General features: G+C 39.1%; 6 protein-coding genes and 1 pseudogene. All 7 read left to right on the top strand.

The features are described from left to right. The first annotated feature begins 263 nt into the window (after positions 1-263). The 7 genes and pseudogenes from VB620_RS07745 to VB620_RS07715 all read left to right on the top strand — a co-directional run bounded on the left by VB620_RS07745 (position 264) and on the right by VB620_RS07715 (position 16,152). Positions 264-8,513, top strand: a complete 8,250-nt coding sequence (locus VB620_RS07745) for a LamG-like jellyroll fold domain-containing protein (RefSeq protein WP_323195561.1) — start codon at positions 264-266, stop codon at positions 8,511-8,513. Between the two features lie 393 nt (positions 8,514-8,906). Further along, positions 8,907-9,389, top strand: a pseudogene (locus tag VB620_RS07740) (tetratricopeptide repeat protein); the annotation flags it as partial. 63 nt (positions 9,390-9,452) lie between these two features. Continuing rightward, positions 9,453-10,559, top strand: coding sequence for a hypothetical protein (locus VB620_RS07735; RefSeq protein WP_323195560.1), 1,107 nt, complete (start codon positions 9,453-9,455; stop codon positions 10,557-10,559). Further along, on the top strand, positions 10,556-13,363 hold the full coding sequence (locus VB620_RS07730; protein ID WP_323195559.1) for an FG-GAP-like repeat-containing protein: 2,808 nt from the start codon (positions 10,556-10,558) through the stop codon (positions 13,361-13,363). Before VB620_RS07735 ends, VB620_RS07730 begins: the two co-directional genes overlap by 4 nt. A 74-nt stretch (positions 13,364-13,437) precedes the next feature. Further along, on the top strand, positions 13,438-14,469 hold the full coding sequence (locus VB620_RS07725) for an aromatic ring-hydroxylating dioxygenase subunit alpha (protein ID WP_323195558.1): 1,032 nt from the start codon (positions 13,438-13,440) through the stop codon (positions 14,467-14,469). A gap of 59 nt (positions 14,470-14,528) precedes the next feature. Further along, positions 14,529-15,179 (top strand): hypothetical protein, encoded by a 651-nt coding sequence (locus VB620_RS07720; RefSeq protein ID WP_323195557.1) that lies wholly within the window; start codon positions 14,529-14,531, stop codon positions 15,177-15,179. Continuing rightward, entirely contained in the window at positions 15,112-16,152 is a 1,041-nt protein-coding gene (locus tag VB620_RS07715) for a fatty acid desaturase family protein (RefSeq protein WP_323195556.1), read from the top strand. The genes VB620_RS07720 and VB620_RS07715 overlap by 68 nt, the downstream gene beginning before the upstream one ends. Positions 16,153-16,343: the final 191 nt, after the last annotated feature.

The raw sequence follows: 16,343 nt of genomic DNA, 5'->3' as shown, positions 1-16,343 counted from the left end.
TGGCATATTGACTTGATGGATTAGGAGAATATAAGATTATTACCGAGTAAAAAGAATACATTTATTAAATAAAATAAGGATTGATGAGTTTTGACCAAGTATAGAGAATTGCATAATTTTCTATGCTCTATTTATCATGAAAAATACACAAAATTCGTGATTTTTAGCTACTCTTATATAGGTCATAATTCAGTGAAAATTACAGTAATAATAATTTAAGTAATTTTGCTCAAAATTACCAGTTTGTTTACCATTAGAAAAATATGCTACTCCAAAAATCACAAGAAATCCAATACGTCAACAGCATCACCCATGCAGGTAAAGTCGTCCTTTTTGGTACAGATACCCAAGGTAAGGTGTGGTATAGCATCAAACAAGATGGTTTTGAAGATAGCTATTTGAATACTCCTCCTGAACAGCGTACAGGGTGGGAAAACTGGCAAGAATTGGACTTTCCCAATGAAGTTAAAGATGATGCTTCTGTAATTGAAAAGGAAAAGAAGGAATACACATATCAAGAGAATCCTTCTGAGTTTATCTTGCGTTCTCGGTATCGTACCCAAGATGAAACCGCAGTTGCACCTGTACAATTAGTCTCAGGGCTGGAGTATATTTATGTACTTCGTCAGTCTAAACAGAATACCCTATTGTGCGATCGCTATGTATTAGATGGCATTGCCAATAAATTAGTTCGTAAACTGCAAGTTCGTTTTAAACGCAGTAGTCAAAGGTTTAAAGCCAGCGATAAAATGCAGCAAACCGCAGGAGGATTAAAAAATGTTGATTCTTTAGATTATCGTGACGCTAATGGGATTTCTTTCTATGAACCAACCACCGAATTAACCTTTATTAACAATCTCCATCAAGGTTGGTTTTCCGTCATCCAGTTACCCACAGTAGAACACGCAAAATCTCGTTGGAATATTTTTGCCTACAATAGTCAAACTCAAAAAGTACACCTTTATTCTATTCGAGTATCAGAAGAAGGATTATTTGCAGTTCACGATTACAACATATTTGAACCCAAATCAGAAGATAATCCTACTTTAATACCTCGCAGTATTCCGGGAATTATTAAACGCACATTAGACTTAAATCTACAAGTAGGAAATGGTATTAGTGCCACACAATACTATGTACAAGTAGCCCGTGAAACCGAGGCTGGACAACAATTAATGCGGGATTCCACAAAAGTGATGTTGGGTATTGTGACTACAGATAATACTGTAGCTGCAATTAGTTTTGCTGTTTTAGGAGATGGAACATTATCCAAAATTCAAGAAACAGGTAATCCCCAAATTCTCCGCAGTAATATTCGTGAGGTATTACTTCCCCTCAATAGTTTAGATAACATTAAAAGCATTGGCATTGCCGAACCGCCACCAGAAGGAACTATTACCGCTTTAAATCGAACCATTACTGATGGTATTGCTAATGTACAAGTGACTTCAACAGAAACTTCTGTGCTGAAGAATGGTGATGAATTAATTATCACAGGAACAACTTCCTACGATGGACATTACACTATTACCAAAATAGATGAAACTACCTTTGAAATTGATGCTCCTTGGGTAGAGAATGGCAATAATATCACAGAACAATTGGGAACATGGCAAGTAGTACCACCGGAAGAACAAGCTGTAACTTTTGATGGTTTAATTACAGGTTATGAAATTACTTCTGAAGGAAAATTACGAGTAAAAGCCGAAAATCATGGACTAGAAAATGGTGATGAAGTTCAGATTTTTGATACGGCTAGTTACGATGGAAATTATCCCATTACCAAAGTTGACGAGCAAAACTTTACAATTAATGATCTTCGTTGGCAAATTGGAGAAGCTGTTAGTCTCAAACTACAGTCTCAAAAACGACGAGGGATTGTTTTTGATGGAGTAGGTGATTATATTTCCACACCATCTAGCGTCCTTAATAATTGTTCTGCATTTACTCTTGAAGGCTGGATTAAACCTGCATCACTTGAAGGTTCAACAAGCCTTTTTGGTCAAAATGATTTGATTGAATTTGGCTTTACATCTAATCAACTTACAGTCTGGACACCTAATGGTGGATCTACTCAAACTACCTATTCATATCCAGTTAATGAGTGGCATCATATTGCTTTAGTTGGTGATGGTAAGAAACTTCATATTTACATTGATGGTGTAGAAAAAGTACAAGGGGGAACCGCCACTTCTAGTTATGGAACTTCAGCCGATAAGTTTACTATAGGTGCTGGAGTTTGGAGTGGAGGATCAAAACATCCTTTTATTGGACAAATTTCTGATGTTCGCATTTGGAAAGTTGCTCGTACTGCCCAAGAAATTAAAAACAGTATGTACCTGCAACTGACAGGGCGAGAATTAAACTTAGTAGGTTATTGGCGATTAGGTGGAATTGCAGTTGATGAAGATAATCAACGCAAAGTCATTGATTTTTCTGTCAATGGTAACGATGGCATTGTGCATGGAAATCTCTATGTTGGCGAAATTACTCTCCGTCGTCATCTGGCAGATAATATCACCCCTACGGTGAAATATACCAATGAAAATTTAATAGCAGTTAGTCAACGGGCAACCTACATTGAAGAATTTGAATTTAAGGTTAACCCCACTGTAGATGTTAATAATGCTGACGGTAATGGCAATCAGATTTTTCGACTCTCTTATTGGGGTAAAACCAGTCTTAGTTCCCAAGATCAAATCACTATTGCTAGTGAACAAGATAAATTTGCAGACTTAGGAAATGGTTGGTATCGTGCTACTTCTCGCTTTACCATTCCCGATGGCGTTGCCCTGTTACGAACCTTTGAAATTTCTGATATAGTGGGAAATTGGGATAGCTTAGAAATCCGCAAACAGCACCTACGTTTGGTTTCAAATACTATCACGGAAGCCTCATTTAATGATAGTGTCAGTCTCGCTTCATTAGGAGTACAAGATCAACAAAACTCTCAATTGATCAAACAACTAGCTTCCCAAGAAACCCGCCAAGGATATCTGATTCAAGAAAAATTACACCTGGAAGCACAGCTTAATGCTTTATTATCTCAAGGACTAGAACGAGATACAAGGATTCAGGGACTACAAAAAGCAATTAGTGATCAACAAACTCTAGTTAATAGCTTACAAAATGACTTTAACTATTGGAATGGAGAAAAACAACGAGCAGATCAACAAATCACTCTTTACGAAGACACAAATTATAATGATTACCGAGAATGGAGTAACAAGTGGACTAAAAAATTAGACATAGGCTCTTACCCTAACCTTGGCAATATTTATGCCGAATCTAGTGATGACACTATTGATATCCACGATGATATAGATTCATTAAAAGTTCCATCAGGTCTGAAAATAACCCTCTATAAAGATAGTTGGTTTAATGGAAGTTCTTGGACACTAACAAGTAATAATTCAAATTTAGGAGATTGGAGAAATCAAACCTCCTCTCTCAAGATTGAAACAATTAATGGCAATATTGATAAAAACCATATTGCTCAACAATTTGCAAACAAACAAAATTCTCTAACTCAAGCTCAAAAAAGATTAAGTGATCTGCAAGCTGAATTATCTCTCTTGACAGGAAGTAATCAATTGTCTCAAATTCAGGCAATTAAAGACCGATTGCTAATTGTTAATTCAGAAATTAAAGCCATTCGGGATAGTTTTGTTAGTTTAAATCAGGGCGTTTTGGATGCTATTACAAATTTCACCAAGAATCCATTCACATTACCTCAATTAAGTCAAGATCCTCAAGGATTAGTAACTCAAGGTGCAATCTTAAACTTCGTCAATCCAGTTTCTCGACTCCATGCCCTAGAAACTTGTGAAGGCAATGTTCAATTCAGCTATTTTAATAGCCAAGGTAACATGAGAAATACCCTCTATGATGCCACGTCAGATAGTCTGAATACAACCTTTGAAGAGTGGCTTCCTGAGAGTCTGCGTTCCTGTTTGAATTTCAATAATGAAAGTAGCTCAGTCGCGTTAAATTCTCCTGTTTATTTAAAGGATAATTTCACATTAGAAGCCTGGTTTGCTTATCCCTTTACTGAACAGTTAAATTGGCGAGTTTTAGCAAGTTCTGAGGATGATCAACAGCAAGTTGTTGTTCATGAAAGCACGTACTTAGGACTTCGCCTCAATGATTCGTTCTTTGACTGTGGTTATGATTTAAAGCAGCTTTCTGTCGGTTGGCATCATTTGACAATTACCAGTAAATACGAAGCACAAACCACCAGTTTTTATATTGATGGCGAAAAAGTTGGCACGACTGAAGCTAAAATCACCAGTAATATTGGCACTCTAGGAAATATTACCAAGAGGGATAGTGTTAGTCAGTCCTCGACACAGACCAATACGGCTTTGCAATTTGATGGTGTGGGTGAGTACATTAATATTGGGAATCCAAGTGTTTTACACTTCAGTCGCACAGAACCCTACAGCATTGAAACATGGATTTGTCCAGAAGAAACAGGGCAAAGAATGGTCTTACTTTCCAAGTGGAATTCCGGTGTCGGTGGGGCTTATAATTTCTATTTAAGCCCTGATAAAAAACTGGGTGTCAATCATAACGTTTCTCCTTGGTCTGTTGAATCTTCTAACCCTGTAGAAACAGGAAAACTCAGCCATGTGGCTTTAACCTATGATAGTTCAGTAGTTCGCTTCTATATTAACGGCAAGTTAGCTGGTTCAGCGAATTTTGGCAAGTATCTCGATACCAACACAAATGTTTTGATTGGCGCAGACCATAATAAGTCTAATCCTTCAAACTTCTTTAAAGGCAAAATAACCGAACTCCGCATCTGGAATAAAGCTCGTACCGAAGCTGAAATCCAAGCAGATATGAACAAAACCCTGACGGGTAATGAATCTGGGTTAGTTGGCTACTGGCCTTTACGAGATGGTTCTGCTAAAGATTATTCTGCTAATGGTAATAATGGGACAATGTATGGCAGTCCTCAAACTGTAGCTTTTGACCAAGTAGAAATTTCTCATCAATCAAATACCGCTCTCCAATTTGATGGGGTGAATAATTATATTGAATTTACCCAAGGTGTACCCTCATTTGACAAAGCAATTACCATTGAATTTTGGTCTAAAGGTGCAAACGACTTACAAACTAATAGTATTGTTGAAGGGTTGGACAGTCAAAATCGAAAGGTTTTTAACATTCATCTACCCCATGAACAAACGATTTACTGGGACGCAGGAAATCAAGTTAATTGTGATCGCATTCAAAAAGTAGCACAACCCGATGAATATAAAGATAGTTGGTCTCACTGGGCATTTACGAAAGATTGCTCAACAGGACAAATGTTCATCTATCGCAATGGAAAAATATGGCATCAGGGAAGTGGTAGAACTCAACCTATATCTGGACTACAAAAGTTTCTAATAGGAGCTTTTTACTATAATAATAAGAGTGGCAAATGGAGTGGTCCCCTGGCAGAATTTCGGATGTGGAATAAAGCTCGTACTCAAGCTGAAATCCAAGCAGATATGAACAAAACCCTAACGGGTAATGAATCAGGTTTAGTTGGTTATTGGCCTTTGCGAGATGGTTCGGCTAAAGATTATTCTGCTAATGGGAATAATGGGACAATGTATGGCAGTCCTCAAACCGTACCTTTTGACCAAGTACAATTGCCCGCCAGTAGTCTTACAGTATCTAATCCGAATGCCTCTCACTTTGGCAAACTTGCCCAAGTCCGCTTGTGGGGTATTGGTCTCAATGATCAAGAAATTGCTGTGAACAGTAAAACTCTCCCCAGTGGTAACGAACCGGGGTTACTTGCTTACTACCCGATGAACGAGGCCACAGGGAACGAAATACGAGACTATTCTGGGAATAGCCGTCACGGAACAATGCAAAGGGCTTCCTGGTGGGGTTGTACTGCACCTATTGGCAACTTGGGTCATACAGCGATGCAGTTTGATGGCAAGGATGATTATGTGGATTGTGGCAATGGGATCAATTTGGCTAATTCTAGCTTTACCATAGAGTTTTGGGCAAAGCGCAACGCGCTAGGAGCGTGGAATATTGCTATTGGTCAAGGACAGATGGTCAATAATCAAGGCTTAAATATTGGTTTTCAACCTGATAACAAATTCACTTTTGCCTTTTATGGCAATGATCTTGATACCTCTACTCCCATCGCAGATTTTCAATGGCATCACTGGGTTTGCAGCTATAATGCTACAACTAACGATCGCATTATTTACCTTGATGGAAAGGCCACAATCAGAAATATTGCTTCAGCCGATTATCAAGGAACAGGTAATTTGTTTATTGGCAGGAGATTCACAGATAATGATGCAAGTTCATTCTCCGGTCAATTGGCTGAAGTTCGTATTTGGAATCAAGTCCGCACTCCCCAAGAAATCAAAGCAACCATGCACCAAAGCCTCACAGGAAAAGAGGCAGGTTTGCTTGGTTACTGGCCTTTAAGCCAAATTCAACCGGAAGGTGCAACGGTTAAAACTCCTGATTTGACAGGCAAGCATCCTGGTACAGTCTATGAAGCTCTAATTGTCAAGGATAATACTTTGCCAATTGGCGAGGATGTTGTAGTTAGCAGTGAATATAGCACTTTTGACATCAATCCCATGACCAAACAAAAATCGGCAATGATGCGCCGAATGTTTGCCTATCCTACAGATAATGGGGTAAAAGTTCTCACCGATAAACGGATTGAAACTTTAGAGTTACTTTGGATTGGTAACGCTCAATTTAAACCAACTCTCCTGGGATACATTGAAGGTGCGCCCCCTGTTCCCAGTGAAAACATGAATATTGATGGAGATTATCAATATAATGGTGCAACTTCTGTGCAATTAACCACTAGTGAAGATGTGGAATATAGTTGGAATCGCTCTCAGGATGCTGGTTTAGGAGCAAGTGTTGAGCTTTTCACAGGTGCTAAGACTACAAGCAGTGCCGGATTAGGTTTCGTGACAGAGGTTGGCAGCGCGAAAATTGGTGCGGCTGGGAATTTGGACATGAGTTATCAATGGTTTAATGAAAGTAATGTTAGCTCTAGTTCTTCCCTTGTCACCACCGATAGCCTAGAGTTACGAGGTGCGCCAGAAGTAACCGCTCAATTTCCCCATTATGGCAACCGTTTTATCCCCAAAAATGTGGGTTATGCTTTGGTGGTGTCGAGTTTAGCCGATGTCTTTATTAGTCGTCTGTCTCGTTCTCAGAAAATGGTAGGGTATGAAGTCCGTCCCGTAGAAGATATCCCCCCTGATATTAATACCATTACCTTTTTGATTAATCCTGCTTACGTGATGAATGGTTCTTTAGATGGTTTGGTGGGAAGTAGTGCGGCTAATGACAAATTTTATGGTCATGTGCCGGAAATGCGATCGCAATATGGCTCACTTTATCCTGCTAGTTACTTCCGTCTGATGGAGGCATATAACCTCAAACAACAGATTGAAAAGGCAGATAAGGAGCGACAGTCTTATTTTATTAATTTCAACTCGAATCTAGTTGATGAAGGCTCATTAAGTAGACAAGCCAAAGATGGCAGCGCTGTACAAACTGTTACCTTAAATCAAGGTGCAGAAAATATTGACATTTCTGGAAATGAATCTACAGAAGACAAACAAGCTCAATTGGATCAACTTAAATCTGAAGGTGGCGCTAAGTTAGAAGATTTAAAAAATCAAGGGAATCAACGTAAGCAAGAAATCAGTAGTCGTATTGATGATATTGAGAAACGTACCCATGCTGTAGAAAGTTTTGCAGGTTGGCAAAAGAATATGGAAAATATTCTCATTCGCTCTGGAAAACGGAATATTGTCAATACCTATGTTTGGGATGCAGATGGTGGTTTAAGAGTAGAAGAACAAAGTTTTGCTAATACCACAGAACATACTATTGGTGGCTCATTTAGCATGAGTGGTAGTCTGGGGGCGAAAATGAATCTGAGTGTGTTTGGTGTTGGTGTTGAACTGACTGCAATGGCAACCACTAATTTAACTCAAACCATGACCAAAACCCAGGCTAATAGCAAAGGGATGGAGTTGAATGTGGATTTAAGCGGGATTGAAATGTTGGGAATTACCGATGAAAATGATATTCCCTTCCAACCCGGCGAAAAAGTAGATCGCTTCCGCATGATGAGCTTTTATCTGGAAGGAAGTACGGATAATTACTTAGATTTCTTCAATTATGTGGTTGATCCTGAATGGTTAGCCAGTAATGATGAAGAAGCCAGGGCTTTACGTCAAGTGCAAACTGGTCGTCCGAATAAGGCTTGGCGGGTTTTACACCGTGTTACCTATGTGGAACGTCCTTCTTTAATGGGATTTGGTCGGGATATGCGTTCTCAGGCTGAAATCGCCAGTTTCTCCCAAGCAAGAATGTCATGGTTAATTCCTGCCAATGCTACGGTATTAGATGAGGTGAAAACTGTTCGTAACCGAGTGGAATATTTAGAGCAAGAAAACGCTAAACTGCAAGCAAAATTGGATCAGATTATCAACTTGCTGAATAATCCATAGATAGTAAAGTGTACTGACATCTTACTCCAGGCGACTAAAAGTCACGGAACTATGCAGACTAAACTAAAACTCTTGATTTGAACTTAGTCCGTCCAGGCGAACGTATTTTGTATAGCTGCGTTCGCCTTTGGCGTTGCGTTTAACCGCCAAGTACGCCAAGACCCAGAGACAAGAATTGACTCTCACCGGACTAAAGTCAGAGGCGTTTCAAAATATCTCTTATATAGCAGGGAACAGGGAACAGGCTCGAAACTCTTTAATTGTGAGGGTTTCATGATCTGTTTCTGTCCTAACCTCCTTGGCGGTTGCTATAAGTTGAAATTTGGGAATTAGCTAAATTTAGGATTCCTATATTTAACATAGAAATGGGATGTCTATCTGGTTGAGTTAACTATGAGTGATGAATTTTACAATCAAGGACTGAAAAAGGCTAAGGAGAAAGACTACGCTGGTGCAATTGAGGAATTTAGCCGTTCTTTAGAATGGACACCTTATTTTGCTGATGCTTTTTTACAACGGGGTTTGGCTTATTATTACTCAGGAGATATTCATCAAGCTATTTCTGATTATACAGAAGCTGTGAGGTTGAATCCTGGGAGTATGGATGCGTATTATTGTCGGGGTTTGGCTAGGTTAGAATTGAAAAATTTACCGGGGGCTTTGCATGATGTAGATATGGCGATTCGCCTCAATTATCATTATGCACCGGCGCATAACCTGCGGGGAATAGTAAGGCGAAAACAGGGTTTTATTCCCGATGCGATCGCAAATTTTAAAAAAGCCGCAGAATTATATTTAGCACAAAAAGATACAGCAAATTGTCGTCTGTGTATGGAAAAAATTAAACAGTTACAACCACCAAAAAAAACAGTAATTTAGTCAAGTATTTCCCAACCTATTCCTGTATGTACTTGGCGGTTAATTCAAAATTATATCCTCATGAGTCAATTTCAATTCACCCTCGCTACCCCAGCAGATGATCCTGCACTGCGTCAGAGAATGGCGCAAGATAGAATGGAAGGAAATATTGCTTTGAGTTTTCGCCGTGAACCAAATTATTTTGCTGGTTCTCAAGTTCAAGGGGAAACTGTACAAGTAATTAAATGTATTGATAATAGTAATGGTGAAATTATTGCTTTAGGTAGTCGATTAATTAATCGCGCTTTTATTAATGGTGAATTAACCAAACTGGGATATTTAGCCGACTTACGTGTGAACCCAGATTATCGCCGAGGAACTTTGTTAGCCAGAGGTTACAAATATTTAAAAAAATTACATCTAAAAAATCCCGTACCTTTATATTTTTCTCTAATTTTAGAAGGGAATCTCCCAGCAATCAAAAATCTCACAGGTGGGCGGGCTGGTTTACCACAATATCATGATCTGGGGCGCATTTATTCCCCAGCTATACATTTAGATTTACCCAAGTCAGAAATTAAGATCAGAGGGGTAACTTTTCAAAGAGGAAAACCAGAGATGTTACCTGAGATTTTAGCATTTATCAAACAATGGCGATCGCAAAAACAATTTGCACCTGATTATAATATTGATGACTTTCACAGTCACAGGTTAAGGGGACTGAAAGCCGAGGATTTTTACTTAGCAATTCGTAACAACGAATTAGTGGGAACTATCGCCGCTTGGGAACAAGAAACATTCCGTCAAACTCATATAGAAAGCTACAGTCCCTCATTAGCAAGGATGCGGTTTTTTTACAATTTACTCGCCCAAGTTACACCACTGAAACCCCTACCATCTCCTGGTACAATGGTTCCTTACTTTTATTTAGCATTTGTGGCGATCGCACACAATAGCCCAGAGATATTTCGCGCCCTACTCAGGCAATTATACCGCGATCGCTATCAAGGTAAATGGCATTATTTTATCGCCGGATTACACGAAAATGATCCCCTCACAGCAGTTCTTAAAGAATACCGAAGAATTGACGCAGGTGGCAGATTATTTGCTATTCATTATCCAGATGGTGCAGACTCCTTTAATCAACTTGATGGCAGAATACCGTATATAGAAATAGGTGCAATATGACTACAAATACAATTAAATTAGAAAAATGGCAATGGGAGCGTAAACCCAGTTTATCTGACCCCAGATTAGCAATTTTAGCCATATTAATCTCCTATATTATCCTGGGAATTACCGTTTTAGGCTTCAACCGTTCCCCCGCCCAAATCTTATTAATTATTAGTTCCGCCTGTGCATTCGATATGCTGTTACACTGGCTATTTAAACAGCGCCAGTTACTATTTCCTTTAAGTGCAGCCATTACAGGCTGTTCATTAAGCATTTTAACCAACTTTGCTCATGGTTCTTGGCTACCATTAGTACCTGTTTTCTTTGCCATTTCCTCAAAATATTTATTCACCGCCCAAAGAAGACATATATATAATCCCGCCTTGTTTGGGATTACAGCCAGTTTATTCTTAGGAAATGGCTTAATTAGTGCCGCACCCGCATATCAATGGGGCGGTTCTATAGCTATAATAATCTTTATTATCACAGCCGCGTTACTATTATTTGCCCTCCGCATCAACCGCACAGCCTTAATTATTTCTTTCTTAGGTTTCTACACCATCCAATTAGGCATCCGCGCCTATTTAATGCATGATTTAATCCCCGCAGAAACCATAGTTATGGGGGCGTTATCTTCCCCAGCCTTTTACTTATTCACATTCTTTATGATTACCGACCCAGGGACATCACCCCCAACTAAAAAAGGGCAGATTTGGATGTCCTTAATTATTGTTATCCTAGATTTATATTTACATAAATTTGAGAGTTTATCAACCTTCTTTATCGCCGGATTTATTTACTTTACTGGGCGATTAATTTGGTTTAAAATTCAGGGTTGCCCATTAGGAATTAAGGAAATATTTGATCATGTTTCTGATCATATTTATCGTTGGTCGGTCATTGGGTTTATCGGTCTCAGTAGCTTTTGGGGATATCAACAATTAGTTGCAGCCCAAGATGTGATTCAAACAGACTTTACCTTTACAGAAATTGCTGCCGATACCGCCGGAATTTCCACCCATAAAAGTGATATATTAGAACAAGTAGATCCCAGACTACAACATATTGGAAAATGGTTATTATCCGTCGGTGATGCCGTCGCAGTAGCCGATGTAGACCAAGATGGCTTACAGGATATATTTTTAACTTATCCTCTTAAAGATAACAGCGATCGCGCCGCCTTATACCTCAACCAAGGTAATTTTAAATTTACCCGTTTACCCATTCCCGCCTTAGATGAATTAGTCAATCATCAAACCACAGCCGGTTTACCTTCAGGGGCATTATGGTGGGATTATGATAACGATAGCGATGCCGATTTATTCTTATCAGTCGGCTATGGAAAATCACGCTTATTACAAAATAGATTCAGAGAAGAATGTTCACAGCAAGAAAAGCATTGTCTACCCACATTTAGAGATGTTTCCGCAGAATTAGGCATAGATGAATATACAATTAGTCTCACGGCTAATGCTATAGATATGAATCGAGATGGTAAATTAGATTTAATGGTCGGTAACGCCATGAATCCATTATTACCAGGTTATGAAAAACCAACTGAATTTAACATCTTTAATTTACCCCAACCAGAATATGAAAATGACCGCCGGATGATGAACGTCATGCACCGTAGTTGGCATGATGCTGATAATGGAGGGGAAAATTTATTTTATCTCAACACAGGGAATAAATTAGAAAAACAAGATATTAAAGCTTTGGGACTTGATGGAAATCGCTGGACATTAGATATAGGTACGGGAGATTTAAACGGCGACGGTTGGACAGATTTATATTTAGCTAACGACTTTGGCCCAGACCAATTATATATTAATCAACAAGGCGAAAAATTCGACCTTATCCGGGGTAAATTAGTCGGTAAAATTAGCCATGACACCTATAAAGGTATGAATGCTTCTTTAGGAGATGTGGATAATAACGGACAATTAGATATTTACGTTTCCAACGTCCATGAAAAACTGCAAGCCGAAGGGAGTTTATTATGGATGAATAGCGGAAACGTAGACCAAATTGGCGAAAAAGCATTTACCGACGCAGCCATGAAACATAACGTCCTCAACGAAAATCGCTTTGGCTGGGGTGGCGCAATGGGTGATTTAAATAGAGATGGCAAATTAGATATTCTCCAAGCCAACGGCATGGTAGATAATAGTTACGATCGCCCATTAGCAGAAACGAGAAATCAAAGATTAAAATGGAAAATCACCACCCCTCACTACTTCCAAAATCCTACAGCAGAACGGAAATGTGCTGACTTTTGGTATTGGAATTCCCAAATAGCCTTAACAGGGCCAGATATCCACGGATATGCAGACAGATGGGCTGATTTACGCGACAGATGTATTTTCCCCTACGAACAAAATCGAGTATATCAAAATCAAGGAGAAAATTTTATTGATGTCGCCTCTCAAGTAGGTTGGAAAGAGTTAAGTAATTCCAGAGGTATTGCATTAACAGACTTAGATAATGATGGTGATTTAGATGCATTAGTCACACATCAATTTCATCCAGTTTCAATTTATCGGAATGATTCTGCACCCAAATCATGGTTAGGTTTAGATTTGATTGGAAATGGCAAAACCTGTAACCGTGATGCTGTGGGTACAAGAGTAATTATAGATAAACAACTCAGAGAAGTGCAAGCATCAAATGGATTTTCTGCCCAAGGCGATAAACGGTTATTATTTGGTTTAGGTAACTCTCAAAACGAGATAATTCCTGTAGAAATACATTGGTGTGGAGATAAAAATATTCAATATCAACAATTGCAGATTAATCAATATCATCATATTGTGCAATGAAACTCAAAACTCCTCACACTCTCCCCCTCTGCGCCTCTGCGTCTCTGCGTGACACCAACTCATACTAAAAAAAAATGTTTATCGGTCATCGTTATTGGTATATCGCCTGTCCTTCCTCAGAACTGAAACAGAAACCAGTCAGCGCCATACTTGCATCTATCCCCCTGGTAATATTTCGCACCGCATCTCATCAAGTAGCAGCCCTAGAAAATAGATGCGCCCATCGTCACGCCCCGATGTCTGCGGGAAAAGTATGTCAAGAATCCATACAATGTCCTTATCATGGATGGGAATATGATATTAATGGCACTGTGACAAGAATTCCCGCCTTACCGTCAGACAGTAAAATTCCCAGCAACTTAAATATCAAAAAATACCATTGTCTAGAACAAGATGGTTATGTTTGGGTATGTTTAGCTGAGACACCTGCTACTTCACACCCTGTAAAATTTCCTTATTTAGATACTCCTGGGTGGACAACATTTCGGATGAAAACCCGGTTTTTAGCCCCCGTTGATACTTGTTTAGAAAACTTCCTCGACTGTCCCCATGCAACTTTTGTACATCGGTTTTGGTTTCGCACTCCCCAAGCCAAACCAGTGAAAGCCATTGTGCAGACATTACCAGATGGCGCTGTAGCTGAATACTTAGAAGAACCGCGAGAAAGCGCTGTAGTGTGGTGGCTTTTAAGTCAAAACCGCGCCCAAATGCAACATACTGACCGTTTTATCGCTCCTGCTACTAGTCGAGTTGATTATATATTTTCCGACCAGCGTCATTATATTATCACTTCTGCGTGTACACCCATAGGCGATCGCCAAACCGAAGTTCACACAGTTATTACCTTTCGCTTCCCAGTCATAGGATGGTTAATCAAACTACTTTTTGCACCCCTCTCCCGCTTCATCATTCAACAAGACGTAAAAATGATCAAGATGCAACAAGCAAACATCAACCGCTTCCCCCCAACCAACTACAAATTCACACCAGCCGATTTACTTTTACCCTACATCCTCAAATGGCGACAAAGTGACAAATGTAACGAAAATAGTAATTCACCGCCACCTCCCGCCGGTATAGAGCATCATATAGATATCATGCTTTAAAACTCCTCCTCTGAGTCCTCTGTGTCCTCTGTGGTTCAAAAATCATATTATTCCCATATATGCTAAAAACCCTGTATTATCTCATCCTCCTCACCCTCACAACCACCGGGGCAATTTTTTACAACTTACAAAACTCACACCACGGACTAGGCGGTGCAATAGCTTTACCCAAAGTTTTTTGGTTAGGTTATGCTATTTGGTTTTGGTATTTCTTACCCCTATTAATTGGTATAGATAGCCGAGTATCCAATCAATGGCGGCGATTATACTGGATTACTTGGTGGAATATGGCACTAAGAGCCGTAGTAGAATTAGGGATGATGTACTTCACTCATAACTGGCATCCATATTATGGCATTGCCCATGATTTATGCAGCGCGGTCTTAATTTTGGTCTTAATCTTCACAGCTAAAACAGAAACCAAGATTGACCAAGCAATTTCCTGGAACTTCCGCATTATGGGAGTGATGTTTCTCATCGAAGCATACTTTGCATACTATATGTTAACTAACGTCCATTCTGACACAGGTGCAGTATACTTTGTCCCAGGAAAACCAGAATATCAAGGAATCATGCTGATAACTTGGTTTGTAATTATAGCATTAACAATACAGCAAATCATCTTAGCGAGAACATGGCTTTATGAATATCAACACCCCGCAGAAATTGACAACCCTGGAAGCCAGAAAAGCGGTATCTTTGGGAATTGAATCAGAAATTCAGGCTTTACAAATAACTCAACCCAGACATCATTTATTATATTTAATCTTTCCCCTCATCGCCCTACTTGGAGTAACAGTGGAAATCAACGCCTATAACCAAGGTTTAAATTGGAATTTCGCCACTGTTGAATATGGCTTGGGAGTGATACTTGTAACCTTAGCCATGAACGCCATGTTTTTACTCATACATGAAGGCGTACACGGTATATTATTTCCCCAAAAATGGCTGAATTATTTAGCCGCTACTGTCATGGGAATTGCTGGGTTTATTTCATTTAGTGCCTATCGCGTAACACATTTACGTCATCATGAACATTTAGGGGATGAAAATGACCCCGATGACTATCACAATTACACCGATAATCACAAATTAATTTGGTTACTCCACTATAACCGATTACTCTGGGCAACTATATTATATTTGATTTTTGTACCCTCCTTAGCTTGGCGTTATGGCAATAACCAAGAACGCATAAAAATTGTCAGTGAATATCTATTCTTAATCCTCACATACATAATTATCTGGCAATTTGTACCATTACAATTGTTTTTCATCACTTGGGTAGTTCCATTTATTCTGACTAATTTCGCTATTAATATTCGCGGTTTAACTCAGCATGGTATTACTGATGCTACAGACCCATTTTTAGCCAGTCGTAGTATTGAAACTCACCCCATTATCCAGTTTTTGTTAGTTCATGAAAATTTTCATCTGGAACATCATTTATTTCCCAGTGTTCCTAGTTATAATTTACCCAAACTACATAAACTCGTCCTTCCCCAAATTAATAGACGTGTTACCTGCAAATCTTATTTATCTTTTCTTTTGCAGTTTTTCCGTGCGAGTCTGCGTCAAGATGAAACCCCTATTGGTTTAGAAACTAACAGGACTTACGCAACAATTGCGAAAAATCTTGATTTATCGAACCGCCAAGCCGCCAAGAACGCCAAGAAAACGTAGATTATGCGTAAGTCCTGACTAAATAAAGCTATTTTATGTAAGGCTGCACAGAATCTGAAATCCATTAATTCGATAACTTACGCACAAATTACGGAATAACTAACCACAGAGACGCAGAGGACACAGAGAAATCAGAATTTGAGTGAGTTTTTGCGTAAGTCCTAAATTCATCCATTTTCATCCGCGTTTGT

It is taken from the genome of Nodularia harveyana UHCC-0300 (genome assembly GCF_034931085.1).
GTDB lineage: Bacteria > Cyanobacteriota > Cyanobacteriia > Cyanobacteriales > Nostocaceae > Nodularia > Nodularia harveyana.
Note: the sequence above shows the minus strand (reverse complement) of the source record. Positions and strands in the feature narration are given on the sequence as shown.